Here is a 22,249-nt window from a genome sequence, read left to right as displayed (position 1 = left end):
TATCAATGTTTAGGTTGTTTGTAAAGTGTTTTTTCTTAACACCTAAAAATTATTATTTAAACAATGAATCGAAGCCTGGTAGTTTCATCTTTTTCTTTCCTTTGCCACTTGCCATGCCTGTCATTTGCTTCATCATTTTTTTCATTTCATCAAATTGCTTTATTAAACGATTTACCTCTTGAATTGATGTCCCAGAACCCTTCGCTATGCGCTTTTTACGGCTACCGTTAATGATTTCCGGATTCGTCTTTTCAGCAGGTGTCATCGAATAAATAATCGCTTCTACGCGGCCCATTTGCTTATCATCAACTTTAACATTGTCTAAGCCTTTGATTTTGCCAGCGCCTGGTAACATTTTTAAAATATCCTCAAGCGGACCCATTTTCTTTACTTGCTGCAATTGCTCAACAAAATCATCGAATGTAAAGCTCTGAGTTTTAAATTTTTCCTCTAGTTCTTTAGCCTTAGCTTCATCAACATTTGCCTGAGCCTTTTCAATAAGCGATAAAACGTCACCCATACCTAATATACGAGATGCCATACGCTCTGGATGGAAAGGTTCCAGCGCATCCATCTTCTCACCCATACCGACAAATTTAATCGGCTTCTGCGTAACGGAACGAATTGATAACGCCGCACCACCACGTGTATCACCATCAAGCTTTGTTAAAACAACCCCCGTAATACCGATTGCTTCATTAAAACTATCTGCCACGTTTACAGCATCCTGACCTGTCATAGCATCTACAACTAGGAACACTTCATCCGGCTCTTTTAACGCACGAATATCTTTTAACTCTTGCATTAATTCTTCATCGATATGCAAGCGACCCGCTGTATCAATTATGACAACATCATGATGTTCTTCTTTTGCCAATTCTATTGCCTGTCTTGCGATTTCTACTGGAGATACATCAGTACCTAACGCAAAAACAGGTAGAGATAACTGCTTCCCTAATGTTTGTAGCTGTTGAACAGCCGCTGGACGATAAACGTCAGCAGCAACTAGCAATGGCTTACGATTATATTTTTTACGTAACACATTTGCCAATTTACCAGTAGTAGTCGTTTTCCCCGCACCTTGTAAGCCGACCATCATAATAACTGTCGGTGGCTTTGTATTAAATTTGATTGGGCTTTGCTCGCCACCCATTAATTCTGTTAATTCGTCTTGTACGATTTTAATAACTTGCTGACCTGGCGTTAAGCTTTGCATAACATCCACGCCGACAGCACGTTCACTGACCTTTTTAACGAATTCTTTGACAACTTTTAAGTTAACATCCGCCTCGATTAAAGCAAATCGGACTTCTCGCATCATTTCTTTAACGTCTTGTTCCGATACTTTACCTTTACCTTTAATCTTTTGGATCGTTCCTTGGAGTCGTTCCGCTAATCCTTCAAAAGCCATTGCTTTCGCCTCCTAATCCCATTCTTTCAACTGTTCTATAAGCGCTAACTGCTCTTCACCTGTCATACTTTGTTCTGTAATCCCTATTGTTAGCTGCGCAAGCATTTGTGTACGTTGTTGAAATTTTTCCAATAAACATAGTTTTTCTTCATATTCTTCAAGCATCGCTTCTGTTCGACGAATATTATCATAAACAGCTTGGCGTGAAACTCCATACGATTCAGCGATTTCTCCAAGAGAGTTGTCATCTAAATAATATAGCTCCATATAACTTCGTTGCTTATCTGTTAATAATGCTTGATAAAAGTCGAAGAGAAAGTTCATGCGTGTTGTTTTTTCAAGTAGCATCGAATGTTTCTCCTCCCGTTATTAGTCATTTGTATCATATCGAAAAGCGCCCGTCTGTGTCAAGGTAATCTCCTTGTCTAAAAGCCTTAATTAACTGCTTTTTAGGTGTTTTTCACCTATAGCTAGTATTTCCCTTTTAAACAACGCGATTCCCCTGCACAGACGAGCGCCACAATTAACAATTATTTGTTAATCCTCATTATTTTGTAATTCTTTATCTAAACCATCCGCAAATAAACCATACACATAGCGTTCTGCATCGAATGGTTGTAAATCATCCATCTTTTCACCAAGACCTACAAACTTCACAGGAATGTGTAATTTATTTCGAATAGCAAGAACAATACCACCTTTAGCAGTGCCGTCAAGCTTTGTTAAAACAATTCCTGTTACATTTGTAGCTTCCTTAAATGTTTGTGCTTGAACAAGTGCATTTTGACCTGTTGTTGCATCTAATGCTAATAGTACTTCATGCGGAGCATTCGGTATCTCTCGAGAGATTACTCGATGAACTTTCTCAAGCTCATTCATTAAGTTCACTTTATTTTGCAGACGTCCTGCTGTATCACAAATCAACACATCTGCTTTACGGTTTTTCGCTGCACGAATAGCATCGTACATAACCGCTGCTGGATCTGAGCCTTCCGATTGTTTAATCACTTCACAGCCAACACGGTCTCCCCAAACTTGTAATTGGTCGATGGCACCAGCACGGAAAGTATCACCTGCCGCTAAAACAACTGTTTTACCTTGTGATTTTAGACGATGGGCAAGTTTACCGATAGTAGTCGTTTTCCCAACACCGTTTACCCCAACGAATAAAATGACAGTAAGCTCCCCTTCAGGTTGCATATTAAGTTCGATTAAATCTTCTTCTCCTTGCTCATAAATTTCCACAAGTTTTTCAGAAATAATCGTTTGAATTCCGTTTGTATCTTTGATATTTTTACGCTGAACCTCGAAGCGTAATTTATCCATTAGCTCCATTACTGTTTCAAAACCAACGTCTGCCTGTAATAATAAGTCTTCTAACTCTTCAAAGAAATCTTCGTCCACTTTTCGATAACGAGCAACTAGATCATTCACTTTTGAAGTAAATGAATTACGCGTTTTTTCCAGTCCAGCCTTGAACTTTTGTGTAATAGACCATGCAGAAGGCTTTTTCTCCTCTACTGGTTCTTCCACTATCGCAACTTCTTGCACTTCTTGTTGTTCAAGTTGTTCATGGTCAATTTCTTCAGGAATTTCTGTTTCAATTAAGCTTTCCGTTACAGAAACTTCCTCAACTTTTTCAGCTTCCTCTACAGTTGCTTCCGTTTGAGCGGGCTCAGTTGCTTCGTCTTCCTTCTGTTCAGCAACTTCTTCTTCATTACTCTCTTCTACCTTTTTTTCTTCCTCAACTGGGTTGCCTACCAATTTATCTTTTAAACGTTTAAAAAAACTCATGCTTGTTCGCTCCTTTGCTCCGCAAGTACGGGTTCATCTTCTAATTTTACTGATACAAGTTTAGATACACCAGATTCCTGCATTGTAATACCATACAGCACATCTGCTCCCTCCATCGTTCCTTTACGATGTGTGATCACAATAAATTGCGTATTACGGCTAAATTTCTTCAAATATTGGCTATATCGAACGACATTTGCCTCATCTAAAGCCGCCTCTACCTCATCGAGAATGCAGAAAGGTACAGGTCGTATATTTAGAATGGAGAATAATAAAGCGATTGCAGTTAGTGCCCGTTCGCCACCTGAAAGCAAGCTTAGATTTTGTAGTTTTTTTCCTGGCGGTTGAGCTACAATTTCAATACCTGTTTCAAGCAGGTTTTGAGGGTCCAATAATACTAAATCTGCCTGACCTCCACCAAACAATTCACGGAATACACGTTTAAATTGCTCTCGAATGGCATAGAAAGTTTCACTAAATCGTAGCGTCATTTCTTCATCCATTTCTTTAATAGCCTCATGTAATGTTTCCTGTGCAGCAAGTAAATCTTCACGCTGCTCAGTTAAAAATGAATGGCGTTCAAGTACCCGATCGTATTCCTCAATAGCGCTCAAGTTAACCGGACCTAGCTCTTCTATAGATTTCTTCAGTAATTTCACTCGACGTCGCATATGCTCTTCATCTTCAATGGCTAGAGCTAACTCTTCAGCTTCCGCAAATGTTAGCTGATAATTTTCTTCTAGCTGTTCATTGAAATTATTGATTTCGAATTCTACGCGACTTCGTTTCAATTCATTTGCACGAATCGCCTCAAGATAACCTTTATGCGTACGTTGCAATTCTTTCAGCTGTTCTTCTAAAGTAGTAAGCTCTTGTTGTTGTGCTACTTTTTCATCTTTTTTCTGTGAAATAGTATCCTGCAGCGAATCTCTTCTCACTTTCCACGTAGTAACCTGCTCATCCACTTCTTCATCGCTTAAAAGTTTTGTCGATTCATCAGATTGAAGCCAGATTATTTCCTGAGAAATATTGTCGACTTTTTGACGAGCTTTGTTTAATTGTAGGGCTAACTCTGCTGTAGCAATTTGCACTTGTGACATTTGCTCCTGCATTACCGCTAACTGCGAGCGTTTTTCTGCAGACTGCTCACGAAGTACATCTTTTTCCGATTCACTTTGTAGCTTCACTTTACTTAGTTGTTCCACTGTTTCATTTATTTCTAACAGCTCTGTCGCTAATGCCGTTAAACGCTCCGTGGCCGCTTCCTTTTGAGCTAATAATGCTTCTTCGCGAGTTTTTACATCTTGCGTTTCATTAGAAGCAAAAGATACTCGGGCAGATAAGCTTTTCTCAACAACCTCTAACTCACGAATACGACTCGCTTGCTGCATTTCATCTTTTCGTAGTTGTTCACCGTCAAGTTTCAATTGCTCTACTTTGTCTCGCAATACTGCAAGCTTCTCTTTTTCATCCGAGACAGACTGTTCAGCACTATAAATAGATGCTTCCAACGATTCTAACTTTACTACTAAACCATCTAATTCTGCTTTCCTTGTAAAAAGTGAAGATTGTTGCTTCGTTGCACCACCTGTTAATGAACCACCTGCATTGACGATATCACCATCAAGTGTTACAACACGATATCTAAATCCGCATAATCGAGCAATTTGACTTGCACCTTCTAAACTTGATGCGACGATGACATTGCCAAGGAGGTTCTCGACAATTGTACGGTTCTCTTCACCGAACGTGACAATTGCATCAGCCATTTGAACAAATGCTGGGTGCTCAGTAGCTAGCTGGATCATAGATAGATTAATTTTTCGTGACTTGATAACTGTCTTCGGTAAAAATGTTGCGCGTCCAGCTCTCTTTTGTTTTAACCAATGAATCGCCTGTTGAGCATATCGTTCATCGGTTGTCACAATATGCTGAGAAGCTGCCCCTAATGCCGTTTCAATAGCCTGTGAATATTTCCCATCCACTTGGATTAACTCAGCAACAGCTCCCTCAATCCCAGCTAATTCACCTTTATCACGCGCTAATAATACTTCTTTTACTCCATGGAAGAACCCAGAGAAATCGGCTTCTAGTTCAGCTAACGTATCTTTTCTAGCCTTAAGTTGCTGCTGATGCTGATAAGCTTTATAAAGCATATCCTGCTTTTCATTAAACGATGCATTCACATTCTTAAGCTGTATTTGCAATGCTTCATATTGCTCAAGCTTGTTCTGTAATTCGCTTGTTGTTGTAGTATGATCAACAACTAGCTTCTCTTTTTCCGCTAAAGCTTGCGAAAGTTCTTGCCCGATTTCATCCGTTTGGCCTGACATTCGTGCCGCCATCGCTTTTTGCTGTACTATTTGTTGTTCAATATTTTTTAATTCATTTTTTACTGTTGCTTCTTCGTTTAAGGAGTCGATATATCGGTTTTTTTGTTCTTCAATTTCTTGTTCAATTTCAGAAACAGAGCGATTTAAAGATTGTTCTAATTGCTTAATGCTTTGTTTCAGCTCCGATACCTCTTGCTGCTTTTCTCCAAATAATTCTTTTTTCTCTTGCTCTTGAGCTATAAGAGACTCAACCTCATCTTTTGCTTCTTGTAATGCCGTATTTAATTGAAGTAGTTGATTAGAAGCATTTTGTCGCTTTTCAGCCATTAACGCTTTACGACCATCCCAGCGCTCTACCTCCATCGTTGCATTAACAAACTCAGCCTGAGTAGTATCTAAATAATCATCTAGCTCTTTTAAAAGCTTACGAATACTGGCAGTTTGCTTTTCTATCGAAGAAATATGATGAGCTTGTTTTTGCTCTGTTTCATAAAGCTCTGTGTACTCTGTTTTTAGAGCATGCAAAGATTGTGCACAATTTTTTAAATCGTGCACAAGGATGGCAATATCAAAATCCTTTAACTCTGTTGACATTTGCACATAATCTCTTGCACTTGATGCCTGAATTTCTAACGGCTCCAGACGACTATCTAGCTCATGTAAAATATCTAAAACACGATACAAATTTTCATCTGTTTCAACAAGCTTATGCTCTGCCTTCTTCTTTCTTAATTTATACTTTAACACGCCAGCTGCCTCTTCAAAAATTGAACGACGGTCATCAGGTCGGCTATTTAAAATTTCATCAACACGGCCTTGTGAAATAATGGAGAAGGCCTCTTTCCCAAGTCCCGAGTCCATAAACAAGTCCGTAATATCCTTCAGGCGACACTGCTGGTTATTAAGTAAATATTCACTATCACCTGAACGGTATACGCGTCTTGTTACGCTGACTTCTGTATATGAAAAAGCAAGCTGTTCATCTGTGTTATCTAAAATAAGCGTTACCTCTGCAAAGTTTAGTGGCTTACGTGAGTCACTCCCAGCAAAAATAACATCCTCCATCTTTGCCCCACGTAACGACTTTGCCGATTGCTCCCCAAGTACCCAACGAATGGCATCAGTGACATTACTTTTCCCACTGCCATTTGGTCCAACCACTGCTGTAACACCGGGTACAAAATCAATTCCAATGCGCTCCGCAAAAGATTTAAAGCCAATCACTTCGAGTCGTTTTAGGAACATCTATTAAGCCTCCTCTTTTGCAGTGCGTTCACGCATCGTACGCATTGCACATTGCGCTGCTTGCTGCTCGGCTTCTTTTTTTGATTTCCCACGACCAATTCCAAGCTCCTGTCCATTCAACAGTACGCTCGATACAAAGGTACGGTTATGCGCTGGACCCTTTTCATCAACAATTTCATAATGAAGAAGACCGTTATTTGTTTGCTGCACCATTTCTTGCAATTGGCTTTTAAAATCCATCACATGCGAAAAAGCACCGACTTCTACTTTCGGGAATACGATTCGTTCTAAAAAGCACACAACCGTTTGTAAGCCTTGATCTAAATAAAGGGCGCCAACAAATGACTCAAATACATCTGCAAGTAGCGCTGGGCGTTCCCGTCCACCTGTTAATTCCTCACCTTTTCCGAGTAATACAAAGCGGCCAAAACCTAATTCATTTGCAAAGATAACAAGTGATGGCTCACATACTATGGATGCTCGTAGTTTCGTCAACTCACCCTCACTCATATTAGGGTATTTCTCAAAAAGGTATTTAGAAACAGACAGTTCAAGTACTGCGTCTCCTAAAAATTCAAGACGCTCATTATCCGTAAACAATTTACGGCGATGCTCATTCACATAAGATGAATGCGTGAATGCTTGATACAATAAATTTTTATTACTAAATGTGATATTTAATTCATGCTGTAACAGCTCGAATTGATTGCGTACTTTTTCAGGAAGCACGCCAGATTTCTGCATAGTTCCTTTTCTTTTCATAGCCATTGAACAATCTGCCTTCCTAATAGTTTCTACCGTTTAAGTGTACCTTTTTCAAGGCATTTATGCAAAATTATTTCGGCTTAAATGCAATGTTTTGGAAGTTTAATCATTTAATTTTTTTCCAAAATAAAAAAAAGGGACGTTCACAGTTCGCACAACGAACCATTTCGTCCCTTTTTTTAAATACACCTTAGCATTTTCTGCTCTTCACATGAAAGAAAAGCAAGAGTAATTTCTGCCAAAAGCTTTAACTTTATTGAATCATAAACTTTTATTGTAAAATGACCGCAGTCATGTCAACACCGCTAGAGGTGATTAATTTCTGCTAAATAAAGTTAAAACGCATTAGTTGATTTTAGTTTCGATGTATGAAATTGCAGAACCAACTGTTGAGATTTTTTCAGCATCTTCATCAGAAATTTCCATATCGAATTCGTCTTCAAGCTCCATTACAAGCTCAACTACGTCTAATGAGTCAGCACCTAAATCATCACGGAAAGAAGCTTCTAGAGTAACTTCACTTTCCTCAACACCTAAACGGTCCACGATTACTTTTGTTACGCGTTCTAATACTGTAGTCAAATTATTCACCTCCCCTCAAATGATTATACAAAAAATCATTATTTATGACTAATTGAAATTACATGACCATGCCGCCATCTATATGTAACGTTTGACCCGTCATATAGCTAGCATCATCTGAAGCTAGGAAAGTTACAGCCTTTGCGATATCCTCAGGCTGCCCAAGTTTTGCTAGCGGAATTTGCGTAAGCATACCTTGCTTTATATCTTCTGGTAGTTGATCAGTCATCTCAGTTTCGATAAAGCCTGGTGCAATCGCGTTTACTAAAATATTTCGTGATGCTAATTCCTTAGCAGTCGTTTTAGTTAATCCAATAACACCTGCTTTTGCAGCTACGTAATTAGCTTGCCCCGCATTACCAGCTACACCGACAATGGATGAAATATTAATGATACGGCCTGCACGTTGCTTCATCATTTGACGTGTTACTGCTTTTGTACAAAGGAAAACGCCCTTTAGGTTCGTATCTAACACATCGTCCCATTCATCTTCTTTCATACGCATTAACAAGTTATCACGTGTAATCCCCGCATTATTTACTAAAATATCAAGCGAGCCGAATGTTTTCACCGTTGCATCCATTAACGCTGTAACTTCCTCTGTTTTTGAAACACTTGCTTGTACAGCTATTGCCTCGCCACCATTTTCTTGAATCATTGCGACAACTTCTTCTGCTTTTGCTTGTGAACCGCTGTAGTTTACGACAACTTTAGCACCCTCATTAGCAAGCTTTAATGCAATAGCACGTCCTATTCCACGTGAAGCACCAGTTACAACAGCTACTTTACCTTCTAATTTACGCATTAATCGTCCACTCCTTCGATGCTTCTAGTACAGCCTCTAATGATGTTTCATCATAAACACAGTATGTCGTGACAGATCGATCGATTTTTTTCACTAATCCACTCAATACTTTTCCTGGTCCACATTCAATAAAGACATCCACACCTTGCGAAATCATTTCACGCACAGATGCTTCCCACTGCACAGCACTATATACTTGTTCTACTAGTTCATGTTGAATAGCCGGAACATCCTCTAGCTCTTTCCCCATTACATTACCGACTACTGGAATTTGCGGAACTGACAATGATATATCAGCCAACGCTTCTCTTAGCTTTTCAGATGATGGTCGCATTAACTCTGAATGGAATGGACCACTAACAACTAAAGGAATTGCTCGTTTTGCACCAGCTTCCTTAGCCGCTAAAGAAGCTTTTTCAACGCCTTCCTTTGTGCCAGAAATAACAATTTGTCCAGGACAGTTTACATTCGCTACTTGAACTGGATCACCTGCTACAGATACTTTTTCCGTTACTGCATGCAATGCCTCAAGCTCCATCCCTAATATGGCAGCCATAGCACCTTGCCCTGCAGGTACAGCTTCATTCATATAAAGTCCACGCTTATGCACAACAGATACGGCATCCTCAAACGACAGCACACCAGCGATTACTAATGCGCCATATTCCCCAAGTGAATGTCCAGCTGCATAATTTGGCATAATACCTGCTGCACGTAATTTTTCAGCAACCATCACACCTGTAGTTAGAAGTGCAGGCTGAGCATGGTAAGTTAATGTCAACTCCTCAGCCGGTCCCTCTAGCATAAGCTTAGATAGCTCAAAGCCAAGTGATTGATTTGCACGCTCATAAAATGCTTTACTTTCTGCCGAATTCTCAATAAACTCTTGCCCCATCCCAACTACTTGAGAACCTTGGCCTGGAAAAATAAATGCTATTTTTGTCATTTTTTATTAATCCCCTTTTTAATCAATTCTGCCTCGGCATAATTTGCGTCCGGAATCGGCTTTGCGCCTAGGCCTGCACGAGGGCCGACACGATGTCGGTCATTTCGGTAATGCCACAGGACGTGGCGTTCTTAGACTGAGTTTCCTCTATTTTAGTGGGTGTTTGGACACCCGCTGAAAGAAGTTAATCGATTTCTATGTGACGTACTGTATCTGTAATTGTCGAGATGACTGTATGCTCAACCATCGTATTCGCTTGGCGAATTGCACTGTATATTGCTTTAGCATTGGATGAGCCATGCGCCTTAATCACAGGTGCTTGTAAACCAAACAAACCTGCACCACCGTACTCCGTATAGTCCATTTTATTTTTTAGGTCGCGTAAATTATTTTTCATAAGTACTGCCGAAATTTTTGTTTTAGTTGAAGCCATAAACGCCTCTTTTAACATTGAAAATAACGCGCCAGCAGTACCTTCTATTGATTTAAGCACCATATTACCTGTAAAGCCATCTGTTACAACAACGTCTGCTACCCCTTCAAGTAAATCTCGAGCTTCTACGTTGCCGATAAAGTTTAAATCTGCTTCTTTTAATAAGCCAAAAGCGGCCTTTGTTAATTCATTCCCTTTTTTATCCTCAGTACCGATATTTAACAAGCCGATACGCGGCTTTTGTAAGCCACCTACCTTTTTCGCATAAATATCGCCCATAATTGCATATTGCAATAAATGCTCAGGTCGCGCATCTGCATTCGCCCCTAAATCAAGCATTAAAAAGCCCTTACCATCTAAAGTAGGAAGTGTAGTAGCTAGAGCAGGTCTAGCAATCCCCTCAATTCGTCCTACTTTAAATAAGCCTCCTGCCATTAAAGCACCTGTATTACCAGCTGAAAGACAAGCATCCGCCTTACCTTCTTCAACTGCATCCATCATTCGTGCCATCGATGAATCCTTTTTACGACGAACCGCGCGTGCTGGATCGTCTGTCCCTTCGACAACTTCATCACAATGTACTACAGTTAATCGATCATGTATTTTTATAAATGGCTCAAGCTTTTCCTGCTGACCATATAATTGAATTTCTAAATTCGGAATTTGCTCTAAAGCTAATAAAGCACCTTCAACAACTGATTTTGGTGCGTTGTCTCCACCCATTCCATCAAGCGCTAATTTCATTGTTGTTCACCTTTACCTTTCGTGCGGTACATATCAAATTCACCAACAAAAACTGTTTCACCGTTAACAGTGGACGTTAACTCTACTTTTGTACGATGACTTTTTTCATCACGTCCGATAACGATTGCTTTTGTAATAACACGATCTCCAGCTCTAACAGGTTTCACAAAGGAAATGTTAGAATGTACTGTTAATGCTAGTTCATCGTCAATAACTGCTACCGCTAATGAGTTTGCCTGCGCAAACAAATGATGTCCACGTGCGATGCCATTGCGCTGAAAAACATGTTCTTCTTTTACGTCAAAAATAGATAATGCACGATTATCCAATTCAATATCAATTATTTCTCCGATTATTTCATCAATCGGTAGTGATTTTACTTCATTTTCATAGGTTTTTGAAGCAACATCTTTAATTCGTTCTCGTAATTCCGGAATCGCTAACTCCATACGATCTAAACGAATTGTTTGGACACTAACCTGAAACTGTGTTGCTAGCTGTTCATCTGTGACGAATGGATTATCAGCTATCGTTTCGGATAATAGTCGCTGTCGCTCTTTTTTCGTTCGTCTCAACATCATTCGCCACCTTTTTAGTTGTTATTAGCACTTGGTACTAATATCAGTATATAGAGTATAAAAAAAGAATGCAAGACTTGTTTTATAAACAAGTGCTCACATTCCTAATTGAGCATCGATATTCAACTAATCGAAGCGATCCCCTTGTAAAACGCCAGAATTTTCAAGCATGTCACGTAAATATTTATACTCATCATCATGCCAAAAAGCATCTGTTTCAATCATATCCGTCGCATCTTTTCTCGCAGTTTCAAGTATTCGATAATCGTGCACTAAATCCGCTACTTTAAAATCTGGCAAGCCACTTTGTTTACGACCAAAGAAATCCCCAGGACCACGTAGTTCCAAATCCTTTTCAGCAAGGCGGAAACCATCATTCGTTTCCGTCATCGACTGCATTCGCTCTTTACCTTCATCGGATTTCGGATCGGCAAGCAACACACAATACGACTGATGTTCTCCTCGTCCAACACGCCCTCGTAGCTGATGTAGCTGAGCTAAGCCGAAGCGTTCAGCGTCATAAATAATCATAAACGTTGCATTCGGCACGTTAACCCCAACCTCAACAACGGTTGTAGACACAAGCACATGAATAGTTCCTTCACTAAAGGCTCGCATGACAGCGTCTTTTTCATCAGCAGTTAGACGACCATGCATTAATCCGACATTGTAGCGCTCACTAAAATATGTTGCAAGCTGCTCATAAATTTCTACAGCATTTTGTACATCTAGCTTGTCTGATTCCTCGATCAGCGGACAAATAGCATACGCCTGTCTACCGGCGGCAAGCTCTAATTCTAGCTTTGACATAACAGAACCAAATTGCTCTTTTTTCATCCAATGTGTTTCAATTTGCTTACGCCCTGCCGGCATTTCATCGATCATTGAAACATCCATTTCTCCAAATGCTGTAATCGCTAGAGTACGCGGGATTGGTGTTGCCGTCATAAAGAGCACATCTGGGTTTTCTCCTTTATCACGCAATATTCTACGCTGCTCAACACCAAAACGGTGCTGTTCATCTGTAATAACAAAACCTAGCTTGTAAAAAACGACATCTGGCTGAATTAGCGCATGTGTACCAATTAAAATATCGATGTCTCCATTTACTAGTTCTTCTAAAAGCAAACGACGTTCCTTCGCCTTCGTCGATCCCGATAATAAAGCTACACGTACGCCAAATGGCTCAAACCATTCCTTCAAACTCTCAGCATGCTGCTCTGCTAAAATTTCCGTTGGTGCCATTAATGCCCCTTGAAAACCAGCAGTTATAGCCGCATATAAACATATTGCCGCGACAACAGTTTTCCCTGACCCTACATCACCTTGGAGTAAGCGGTTCATACGATGTGGCTCTTTTAAATCTTTGCAAATTTCATTGACGACGCGTTTTTGCGCACCCGTTAATTCATATGGTAACGATGCAATAAAGGCACGTATCTTTTGCAAATCAAACTGTATAACAGTACCGTGCTCACTGTCCTTTCGAATTTTACGTAACGCTTGAACACGTAGTTGAAAGTTTAGTAACTCTTCATAGGCAAAGCGCCTTCTAGCCTGCTTTGCATGTCCTGCATCAATAGGGAAATGTATTCCCTCAAGCCCATCACGTATTGTAGCGAGCTTATAATCCGTGCGTAAGCGCTGTGGAACAGCATCAGGTATGTCAGCACCAAACTCATCTAGCCCCTGGCGCATATATTTACGAAAACGTTTTTGCGGGATTAAACCTTTTAAACTATAAACAGGTTCAAAGTCAACTTGATCTGTCTTAGGACCAAATGTTACAGACGTTCCATTAATAACTTGTCTGCCCCTGTCCCATTTACCTGTAACGGTAATAATTGCTCCAGGTACAAGCTTTTGCTTTAAGTAGCCTTGATTAAAAAAAACAACCTTCACTAAATGTCGACCCGCCAGCACCGTCACTTGTAATCGTGATTTATTGCGACCTAAAAACAATACTGTTGGTTCACGCTCAACTTTACACTCAACAGTGACACGTTCATTATGTGGTGTTTGCGCCAAATCTTTTAAACGAAAATCCTCGTGCCGATGCGGAAACGTCCATAACAAATCAGCTACCGTCTCGATGCCCAATGCTTCTAAATGTCCTGCTGTTTCTTTCCCGATTCCCTTTAAATTAGTAACGGGGTTCGTTAAATCAGTCACCTTGCACGACAGCCCCTTCTAAATTTTTCACCACAAGTACTTTATCTACAGTCATTCGTATCACCATACTATTTTTCAGCATATGAGTTTCCCCTTTCTTACGATTACTCTAAGCTCGTTTTAGCATTTAAACATTTGAACACGTATTATTCTCCATATTATTATATAACTTTTCATTTTAAGTAAGATAGCAATTCAATTCATTTATAGTTAATTATAACGAATGAATAATCACTTTTCTTGGTGATACCCCTAATTCTAGACTCATCACCGTAACGAGTGGTTGATTTCCGTTCTGGCTGAACGCTTTGTTGGTCACGAAGATCAACTTATATACATGGCGTACGTTTTATCTTCACAGCGATTGTTTTCGTAGCGAAAGTGAAACGTCAGCTACAAATGTTTATTGTATCGAAAGCATAGCGACAGATACAGAAGTAGAATATCACCAAGAGAATGTATCCTCTTTGCCCAAACTACCCTTCCGTACTATTTCAACATAAATTTCATTTTCTACATGTAGAACCTCAAAAAACACGCCATCCACTTAGGAAAAGCGTGTTTACTATCTTTTATTTTTGAAGTGACTTAATACTTTCTAAATTGCCATTATCAAAAATGGCTCTGCTAATAGCTTTACCTGTTGGAGTTGCAGCTAGGCCTCCACGGGCAGTTTCTTTTAAATTCGGACTCATAGATTGTCCAATTCGATACATTGCGCCAATCACCTCATCACACGGGATGCGACTTGTAACCCCCGCAAGTGCCATATCAGCCGCCACAAGTGAATTCGCCGCTCCCATAGCATTCCGCTTAACACAAGGAACCTCTACTAATCCAGCTACTGGATCACAAACAAGCCCTAGCATATTTTTGAGTGTAATGGCAAACGCTTCTGAACATTGCTGCGGGGTACCACCAGCCATCTCAACAATTGCAGCCGCTGCCATACCAGCAGCTGAGCCAACCTCTGCTTGACAGCCACCGGCAGCGCCTGAAATCGAAGCATTATTGGCAACAACGAAGCCAAAAGCACCCGACGTGAATAAATAACGAATCATTTGCTCACGTGTCGGATTTAGCTTGTTCTTCACTGCAAACAATGTCCCTGGTACAACTCCAGCCGAGCCTGCAGTTGGGGTAGCACAAATTGTACCCATAGCCGCATTAACTTCATTTGTCGCAACCGCTTTACTTACCGCATCTAGTAATAAATCCCCCGACAATGAATTTCCTTGTGCAATGTAATTCTGAAGCAATACCGCGTCACCGCCTGTTAAGCCCGTTACAGATTTAACACCATTCAAGCCTCTTTCAATAGCTTCCTCCATCACCGTTAAATTATTGTCCATTTGCTGTATAATTTCTTCTCTAGTGCGTCCAGTTATTAACATTTCCTGCTCTATCATAATTTCAGATATTAGTTTTCCTTCTTGCTCTGCTCGTTCAACTAGTTCACGAACATTATGAAACAATACGTCCATATCGGGACACCTCCTTAGTTATTAATTTTAGAAACCTTCGAAATATGTGGAATTAAAGAAATTTGTTGTAATACTTTATCCTCGATGTTTTGATCGACTTCTATCACCATAAGGGCTGTTAAACCACGTTCAATACGAGAAACTTCCATATGCCCAATATTGACCGCATGCATCGCTAAGCAATTTGCCACATTGGCAATACAGCCAGCACGATCATCATGGACAACAAGAATCGCTGGCATGCCACCTGTTAGACGCAGCTTGAAGCCATTAACCTCACTAACTTCAATCTTACCGCCACCGATTGAAATACCAACAACGGACATCTCTCCTTCATCATCGCCAATTACAAGGCGAGCCGTATTCGGATGTTCCATGTTAGCTGTTTCTGGGATAAACTCATAGTCTAATCCCGCCTTTTCTGCATCGGCAAAAGCAGTTTTAATTCGCTCATCGAATGTATCGTAATTTAATAGACCCCCAATCAAAGCTACATCTGTTCCATGTCCTTTATACGTTTCCGCAAACGAACCATATAAGTGTATTTTTGCCCACTTTGGTTGTCTTCCAAATAAATCTCTAGCAACACGCCCAATTCGTGCCGCACCTGCCGTATGAGAAGAAGAAGGCCCAATCATCACCGGTCCAATAATATCAAATACTGAAGTAAACTTCATACTAACACCCCTCTATTCTATCTATATAATATTTTTGATTTTTTACTTATATAATGCTTGATAGTTACTATAAAAGCAAAGCATTTCTTTATCAACTTTCAGAAAATTTAAGCGACTATAATTTACACAGTGGAATTTTTAATTAACTTTTGTCTACTCCAAAAAAACAATAATTTCAAACTGCTGATATTCCAGCATTTACAAACACATCGTCTTCTGGATACGCACACCAAATCGTTTATTTCAGCTGATTTATATCCAATATAATCCCCTAGTCTCTTTGTACCATAAACAAAAGCAGTACACATTGTGTGCACTGCTTTATCTACTCATTCATAAAGTAGCATCGGATTATTCTACTGAAATAATATACGGATATAATCCTTGTTTACCATTAAATAACTCTACTTCAACCTCTGGATAATTCTCTTCAATAAATTTCACTAATTCTGAAGCATTTTCTTCCGTTGTATCTTCACCATAAATGACTGTTACAATTTCTGCATCTTCATCCACTAAATCAGTAATTACCTTCTCAGCGGCATCTTTTAATGCCGGAGTAGATAATACAATTTTACCTTCTGCAAGAGCCATGAAATCGTCCTTATGAATTTCCACACCATCAATTGATGTATCTCGAACTGCATAAGTTACTTGACCTGTTTTAACATTTGCATAAGCTTCTGTCATTGTCGCTTGGTTCATTTCAACTGTCGCCTCTGGATTAAACGATAAAATCGCTGCCATACCTTGAGGGATTGTTTTCGTTGGCACTACAGCCGCTTCTATATCTAATAGCTCTACTGCTTGTTCTGCTGCCATGACGATATTTTTGTTATTCGGTAAAATCAATACTTTTTCAGCACCAATTTCCTGTACCGCCTTCACAATATCTTCAGTTGAAGGGTTCATTGTTTGACCGCCTTCAATAACATAAGAAGCACCAATTGAACGAAGTAATTCAGCAACTCCCTCGCCCATTGCAATCGTTACAATTGCATATGGATGCTTTTCTGCTTTTTTGACTGGAGTTGGTGCTTTATGATCCTCACCAACAATGGCAGAATGCTGTTCACGCATATTGTCGACCTTAATTTTAATAAGGCTACCATATTTTTGACCCATTGCTAAAACAGAGCCTGGTTGCTCAGAATGAATATGCACTTTTGCGATCTCTTCATCAGAAATAACAAGTAAAGAATCACCTAGTGGGTTTAATTCATTACGGAATTGTTCCTCGCTAAACGGCTCTTTTCCTTCTTCAAAACGTACCATGATTTCTGTACAATACCCAAACTCAATATCCGAAGTATCCATGAAATCTTGCGCTCTATGATGTTCTGCATTAATTAAATCATCTAAAGTTGCTTCATTTTTCACCGGTAATGGCTCACCTTTTAAGGATGCTAAAAATCCTTCATACACAAACAATAGACCTTGGCCGCCACTATCTACAACACCTACTTCTTTTAAAACAGGTAAAAGATCAGGTGTACGCTCTAATGAAGCCTGTGCTTCAGCAGTAAATGCTTCCATTACTGCAATGATATCGGTTTCAGTTTCTGCCACTTCCACGCCTTTTTTCGCCGCTTCACGTGCAACTGTTAAAATTGTACCTTCAACCGGTTTCATTACTGCTTTATAGGCAGTTTCAACGCCAGCTTGGAAAGCACCCGCTAAGCCCTTAGCATCAATTGTCGCTTCTTTTTCAATAAATTTACCAAAGCCACGGAATAACTGCGATAAAATAACGCCAGAATTCCCGCGTGCTCCCATAAGTAAACCTTTTGATAAAGCTTGGGATGTTTTGCCGATATGTTCTGAGACATACTGCTCCGTTTCCTTTGCTCCAGATGTCATCGATAAGTTCATATTCGTTCCTGTATCACCATCTGGTACTGGAAATACATTTAATGAATCAACATAATTTGCATTTTGGAATAGGTGATGGGCACCCATTTGCACCATTTCTGCAAACTTTATTCCGTCTAAAGACTGCATTAGATTTAGTTCCTCCTCTTAATCATTCGCTACACGAACGCCCTGCACAAAGATATTGACAGATTTTACGCTCATACCTAATGTTTTATCCACTGTATATTTCACTTTCGATTGTACTTGATAAGCAACTTCCGAAATTTTTGTCCCGTAACTAACAATAATGTACATATCAATATGTAAATCGTCGTCCTGTTTTCGAATTACAACACCTTTTGCAAAATTTTCTTTACGTAAAATATCAGTTAGACCATCACGAATTTGATGTTTAGATGCCATGCCAACAATACCGTAGCATTCTACAGCAGCGCCACCAGCTATTTGTGCAAGTACATCTGTTGAAATATCAATTTGGCCGAATTCATTGTTTAACTCAATTGACATAGAAATGCCCCCTTGGCTCTTTTTGACTAAATGATATTGTAACACTTTCGTTATACATTAAGCAACCTCGGAAGGCATGAAAGCGCACTGTATCAACGTTTTTCTGACATTATAAAGGCAAACATACATCTTCATCGAAATTTCCACTTTTGCTGTAAAAGTTGTTACGACCGTGTTGCTTTGCTGTGTATAATGCTTGATCAGCTAATTCACAGCATGTTTTTAATTGCTCGCTATTTGTAATTTTAACATGGCACATCCCGATGCTGACCGTTACAATATCAGCTACTATCGAATGCTCATGACGAATGTTTAAGTTGCGTACTTCCTCTAAAATTTCCTCACAAACATGCTCTGAAAACTTGGCGGCATGCTGGCTAACAATTACGAATTCTTCGCCTCCCCAACGTGCTGCAAATGCATTATATTTTTCTGCAATTTCATTTAAAAGAGCCGCCACTTTTATTAATGCTTCATCACCTTGTAAATGACCGTAATAATCATTAAAATTTTTAAAGAAATCAATATCGATCATCATGACAGATAAAGATTTTGATTTACTAAGTTGTTGCCCAATTTGTGTCAATTTATTATTTAAAGCCCGTCGATTGGGTAAATTGGTCAACGTATCCCGAAGTGCTTGCGCTGATAGTTCATTATTTTTCTCAGCTAATAATTTTGACAATTTCTTGGATTTTGTCATTTCTTCTTGCAATAAAATATGTTCTTTCGTAAATTGTCTTTGCATTTTATAAGTATGTCGCTGAATAACTAGCCCTATAGGAATAATAAGGGACATCGGTAAAAGTATTTTAATACCTTCACCTGATATCCCAACACTCAGATAAGCACTTATTAAAATTGGTGGTACTGTTATTACCACAATCCGAAAAATTTTCCGGAAAGGGATGGAAAAAACAGTGCAAATCATTAAAAATAGTACCTCATAAAGAGCTGCATGTTTAAAGAAATAAACGTCCATTACAGTTATTACAGTAATCAATAACAATATCGTATAGATATATGCAAGTAAGATAGATTCATATTTTCGCATATTAAACGTTGTAACCCGAAATTTCTTCTCTTTTACAAATACTAACACCGCTAAATCTATATAAAACAATATCGTATGAATAGCTATATATGCTGGCACCATCGCTCTTTCTGAATTCGAAAAGAAGACCTCACCATAATGAATAACCGTAATGATAGTTGATATATACATCAATGTCCATGCTACCACTCGCATCCGTTTTAAATTAAATTGAATCATTTCTTTCTGTATAGAGAGAACTAGCTTTTCTTGATTTTCCATAATGTCCGCTCCTAATAAAACAAACTTGCAAAAACATTTGTTGCTGTCGCTTCGCTTTCGCACAGAAAACATTTGTTGCTGTCGCTTCGCTTTCGCACAGAAAACATTGCTGAATGAAGATAATTTGTTCTATTTTTATCGTCTAAATAATGAAAAATACAAGTATTCTTTGCAAAGTTGTTGAAAAAGGAACTACTCTACCTTGGCTGATTTTCGTAGTCAAAAACAAATTTTCTAGATCTGGCGTTCCACTTTCGCTGTTTAAAATCTCGAATCAATAAAAAAAGCTGATGTTTATATACACCAACTTTTTTAACAAAATTGAACGATTACATATAATTTTTGTAAACTCCGAAAAGTTCAAAGTGAATATTACGGCTCCTCACCATATAATCGAACAGAATAAATTTATAACAGCGCTTCGATTATACCTCCCTTGTTGCCATTCTATTCCTTAAATCAAAACAGGCTTTTAATAAGCGAATCAATCATCACTGGCATTTCCTTAAATGCACTATCCACATGTAGTCTTTCCGTCTTTTGGTGAGCATCCTTCCCAAACGGTCCAACATTTAAAACAGGTCCCTTTAATGAGGACATTTCCTCAAACGGAATACTATACGTCTCTCCCCATACAGGCGTGTTTCGTTCGAATGCTATCCATTCATTAGAGTTATCCGAATAATTGACATAGCTCAAATCACAAATTCCATTAAAATAGTGAATTTGCTCCACTTCAATATTAAATGTTTTGGCTGTTTTCTTCATCAATTCAATGGATCGAATAACAAGAGAATCATTAGATGAATTGATTGCCGGATAGTAAGGTGGTGCATATAACAACACTGTCGCTGGTGATAGTTCCTGACAACGAATCATTAGCTGATCCACAATGCGAATAGATTTCTCTCGATCATCCCATGCGCTATTTTCAATAACTTGACTTTTAATTAAATCTACTTCCTTGGCGCCTAATTTATTAATCGCATACTCTAAAAGTGCCTCATAACGAAGTACGTTTACTTCACCTACACCTTGTACCTTTTCTCGCTCACAAATTCGCTTATACTGTTCATTACAAGCTGACATTGCTTCCAATGCAACTTGTTCAAAAATATCCATTACTTGCGATGCTGTGCGCTTTAATAAAAATACATTGTAAAGGGCTGCTGCACGATATGGTGTTTGTGTAGAATACTCCATTTTCAAATCTTTTAATTGTAAGGATACAGGTAATGGCGTACTTTCACCGAGATCTGTCTCACGGAAAACAGGATTCCACTCCATATGCTGCGTCATGTAGGAAGCAATAAAATTTGCGGTCATTCCTTTTAATGGCTCACCCACATGTGTCTCTTTTCCGTAAAATAAGGCAGCAGGCATAATTTTACCGATAGTTCCTGAATAAATATATTCATTGATATCAGCTGGACCTTGTGAAAAAGAAGGCTCACTATTTAAAAATAGTTTATAAGAGAGTCCATGCTCTTCACGAAGTCTGACAAGCTCTACAACTGCTGCACGCATTCCAGCAGAATTCACTTCTTCATCTGGCACCGCCGTTAAAATAAGGTTGATGGGCCATTCTTCGATACTTGCCTTTTCAATCAACTGCATATGCAAAGCAAGCCCCATTTTCATATCCATCGTTCCACGACCGAATAAATAGTTGCCTGATTCCAAATCAATTCTTGCTGCTTCAGGTAAATCCTTTTTGTATTTTGGTTCCATTAGCTTTTTTGTCAGCTCTTCAGGGTAAAAGGCTAATGGTTCCAGCTCGCCATATTCTTCAGTATGGACCGTATCAAAATGACTAATTAACACAACCGTTTCTGTTGCAGAAGGATGCTTATACAAGGCAGTTACAGCATTGCGTTCAAGACCCGCATCATGTAATTCAATAAATTCCGGGTTTTTCTGAAAATAAGAAAGCGTTTGCAATTTATTTATTAATTTATAGGCAAATTCATGTTCACCTTTAGATAATGTCCTACTCTCCGATACGAAAAACATATACATTTCTTAAAAATGTAGACATCTCTACTGTGACACAACTTATATCTTCCGACTTTCGTATTTGTGTCTTCCTTATTCTTCGAGTCTGGTTTCGCAAAAAGCTACTGCCATTTAATATGACTCTCCAAAGGCTTAAATTCCGCAGTATCGTTGCGTACACATCTAAGGTTTAGTTTCGGTTAATTTCCTCAGATTGAATAATTTGCTAAATTAATATTTTCGTTCAAATCTCGACCAAACTTTATTCCGCAAGAGCAGATAAATAATCTGTCTTTCAGTCTCAAATCTGATTTGATTTGTCCACAACTAGAACAAGTTTTGGATGATGGAAACAATCTGTCGGCTTCAATAAATTCAATTCCGTATTTTTGACATTTGTATTGAATTTGTCGTTTGAATTCATATAGCTTTTGCCCGGCTACCGCCTTCGCCAGATATTTATTTTTCATCAACCCTTTTACATGTAAATGTTCCATTACAATACGAGATAGCTTGGTTTTCACAATCTCATTAGAACATTGATATAAATGATTTGTTCGGATGTCATTAAGTCACTTATATAAATTG

General features: G+C 39.0%; 17 protein-coding genes and 1 pseudogene. All 18 read right to left on the bottom strand.

All coding sequences use genetic code 11. The annotated features are described in order from the left end of the window. Window positions 1-52: 52 nt before the first annotated feature. Window positions 53-1,411 (bottom strand): signal recognition particle protein, encoded by a 1,359-nt coding sequence (gene ffh / locus ABNX05_RS17180; protein ID WP_349660839.1) that lies wholly within the window; start codon window positions 1,409-1,411, stop codon window positions 53-55. A gap of 12 nt (window positions 1,412-1,423) precedes the next feature. Then, a complete protein-coding gene (locus tag ABNX05_RS17175; protein WP_349660838.1) occupies window positions 1,424-1,759 on the bottom strand; it encodes a putative DNA-binding protein in 336 nt (111 codons plus the stop codon). A 189-nt stretch (window positions 1,760-1,948) separates the two neighbouring features. Next, window positions 1,949-3,205, bottom strand: coding sequence for a signal recognition particle-docking protein FtsY (gene ftsY, locus ABNX05_RS17170; RefSeq protein ID WP_349660837.1), 1,257 nt, complete (start codon window positions 3,203-3,205; stop codon window positions 1,949-1,951). Continuing rightward, the gene (smc, locus tag ABNX05_RS17165; protein ID WP_349660836.1) at window positions 3,202-6,783 is read right to left on the bottom strand and encodes a chromosome segregation protein SMC; all 3,582 of its coding nucleotides are present in this window, start codon (window positions 6,781-6,783) and stop codon (window positions 3,202-3,204) included. Before smc ends, ftsY begins: the two co-directional genes overlap by 4 nt. 3 nt (window positions 6,784-6,786) lie before the next feature. Beyond that, a complete protein-coding gene (gene rnc, locus ABNX05_RS17160; RefSeq protein ID WP_349660835.1) occupies window positions 6,787-7,551 on the bottom strand; it encodes a ribonuclease III in 765 nt (254 codons plus the stop codon). Between the two features lie 342 nt (window positions 7,552-7,893). Beyond that, complete coding sequence (gene acpP, locus ABNX05_RS17155; RefSeq protein ID WP_349660834.1) at window positions 7,894-8,130, bottom strand: acyl carrier protein; 237 nt, start codon at window positions 8,128-8,130, stop codon at window positions 7,894-7,896. Window positions 8,131-8,188: 58 nt separating this feature from the next. After that, window positions 8,189-8,935, bottom strand: a complete 747-nt coding sequence (gene fabG / locus ABNX05_RS17150; RefSeq protein ID WP_349660833.1) for a 3-oxoacyl-[acyl-carrier-protein] reductase — start codon at window positions 8,933-8,935, stop codon at window positions 8,189-8,191. Next, window positions 8,928-9,881, bottom strand: a complete 954-nt coding sequence (gene fabD / locus ABNX05_RS17145) for an ACP S-malonyltransferase (protein ID WP_349660832.1) — start codon at window positions 9,879-9,881, stop codon at window positions 8,928-8,930. Before fabD ends, fabG begins: the two co-directional genes overlap by 8 nt. A 184-nt stretch (window positions 9,882-10,065) precedes the next feature. Further along, window positions 10,066-11,058: a phosphate acyltransferase PlsX gene (plsX, locus tag ABNX05_RS17140; RefSeq protein ID WP_349660831.1), complete on the bottom strand. Its 993-nt coding sequence runs from the start codon at window positions 11,056-11,058 to the stop codon at window positions 10,066-10,068. Next, entirely contained in the window at window positions 11,055-11,633 is a 579-nt protein-coding gene (gene fapR, locus ABNX05_RS17135; RefSeq protein WP_349660909.1) for a transcription factor FapR, read from the bottom strand. The genes plsX and fapR overlap by 4 nt, the downstream gene beginning before the upstream one ends. Window positions 11,634-11,762: 129 nt before the next feature. Continuing rightward, window positions 11,763-13,808 (bottom strand): ATP-dependent DNA helicase RecG, encoded by a 2,046-nt coding sequence (gene recG, locus ABNX05_RS17130; protein ID WP_349660830.1) that lies wholly within the window; start codon window positions 13,806-13,808, stop codon window positions 11,763-11,765. A 572-nt stretch (window positions 13,809-14,380) separates the two neighbouring features. Next, window positions 14,381-15,292 (bottom strand): L-serine ammonia-lyase, iron-sulfur-dependent, subunit alpha, encoded by a 912-nt coding sequence (gene sdaAA, locus ABNX05_RS17125; protein ID WP_349660829.1) that lies wholly within the window; start codon window positions 15,290-15,292, stop codon window positions 14,381-14,383. A 14-nt stretch (window positions 15,293-15,306) separates the two neighbouring features. Then, entirely contained in the window at window positions 15,307-15,969 is a 663-nt protein-coding gene (gene sdaAB, locus ABNX05_RS17120) for an L-serine ammonia-lyase, iron-sulfur-dependent subunit beta (protein WP_079560428.1), read from the bottom strand. A 351-nt stretch (window positions 15,970-16,320) separates the two neighbouring features. Beyond that, window positions 16,321-17,970 (bottom strand): DAK2 domain-containing protein, encoded by a 1,650-nt coding sequence (locus ABNX05_RS17115; RefSeq protein WP_349660828.1) that lies wholly within the window; start codon window positions 17,968-17,970, stop codon window positions 16,321-16,323. 18 nt (window positions 17,971-17,988) lie between these two features. Beyond that, window positions 17,989-18,351 (bottom strand): Asp23/Gls24 family envelope stress response protein, encoded by a 363-nt coding sequence (locus ABNX05_RS17110; RefSeq protein ID WP_053594173.1) that lies wholly within the window; start codon window positions 18,349-18,351, stop codon window positions 17,989-17,991. Between the two features lie 109 nt (window positions 18,352-18,460). After that, complete coding sequence (locus ABNX05_RS17105; protein WP_349660827.1) at window positions 18,461-19,666, bottom strand: GGDEF domain-containing protein; 1,206 nt, start codon at window positions 19,664-19,666, stop codon at window positions 18,461-18,463. Window positions 19,667-20,125: 459 nt separating this feature from the next. Beyond that, complete coding sequence (locus ABNX05_RS17100) at window positions 20,126-21,679, bottom strand: M20/M25/M40 family metallo-hydrolase (protein ID WP_349660826.1); 1,554 nt, start codon at window positions 21,677-21,679, stop codon at window positions 20,126-20,128. Between the two features lie 191 nt (window positions 21,680-21,870). Further along, window positions 21,871-22,233 (bottom strand): annotated as a pseudogene (locus ABNX05_RS17095) (RNA-guided endonuclease InsQ/TnpB family protein); the annotation flags it as partial. Window positions 22,234-22,249: the final 16 nt, after the last annotated feature.

It is taken from the genome of Lysinibacillus zambalensis, assembly GCF_040183165.1.
Classification (GTDB): Bacteria; Bacillota; Bacilli; order Bacillales_A; family Planococcaceae; genus Lysinibacillus; species Lysinibacillus zambalensis.
This window is presented reverse-complemented; position numbering and strand designations above follow the sequence as displayed.

Bases quoted from the DNA above. Each gene is read 5' to 3' on its own strand.
- ffh (WP_349660839.1), bottom strand. From the start codon at position 1,411: ATGGCTTTTGAAGGATTAGCGGAACGACTCCAAGGAACGATCCAAAAG.
- ABNX05_RS17175 (WP_349660838.1), bottom strand. From the start codon at position 1,759: ATGCTACTTGAAAAAACAACACGCATGAACTTTCTCTTCGACTTTTAT.
- ftsY (WP_349660837.1), bottom strand. From the start codon at position 3,205: ATGAGTTTTTTTAAACGTTTAAAAGATAAATTGGTAGGCAACCCAGTT.
- smc (WP_349660836.1), bottom strand. From the start codon at position 6,783: ATGTTCCTAAAACGACTCGAAGTGATTGGCTTTAAATCTTTTGCGGAG.
- rnc (WP_349660835.1), bottom strand. From the start codon at position 7,551: ATGGCTATGAAAAGAAAAGGAACTATGCAGAAATCTGGCGTGCTTCCT.
- fabG (WP_349660833.1), bottom strand. From the start codon at position 8,935: ATGCGTAAATTAGAAGGTAAAGTAGCTGTTGTAACTGGTGCTTCACGT.
- fabD (WP_349660832.1), bottom strand. From the start codon at position 9,881: ATGACAAAAATAGCATTTATTTTTCCAGGCCAAGGTTCTCAAGTAGTT.
- plsX (WP_349660831.1), bottom strand. From the start codon at position 11,058: ATGAAATTAGCGCTTGATGGAATGGGTGGAGACAACGCACCAAAATCA.
- sdaAA (WP_349660829.1), bottom strand. From the start codon at position 15,292: ATGGACGTATTGTTTCATAATGTTCGTGAACTAGTTGAACGAGCAGAG.
- sdaAB (WP_079560428.1), bottom strand. From the start codon at position 15,969: ATGAAGTTTACTTCAGTATTTGATATTATTGGACCGGTGATGATTGGG.
- ABNX05_RS17115 (WP_349660828.1), bottom strand. From the start codon at position 17,970: ATGCAGTCTTTAGACGGAATAAAGTTTGCAGAAATGGTGCAAATGGGT.
- ABNX05_RS17110 (WP_053594173.1), bottom strand. From the start codon at position 18,351: ATGTCAATTGAGTTAAACAATGAATTCGGCCAAATTGATATTTCAACA.
- ABNX05_RS17105 (WP_349660827.1), bottom strand. From the start codon at position 19,666: ATGGAAAATCAAGAAAAGCTAGTTCTCTCTATACAGAAAGAAATGATT.
- ABNX05_RS17100 (WP_349660826.1), bottom strand. From the start codon at position 21,679: ATGTTTTTCGTATCGGAGAGTAGGACATTATCTAAAGGTGAACATGAA.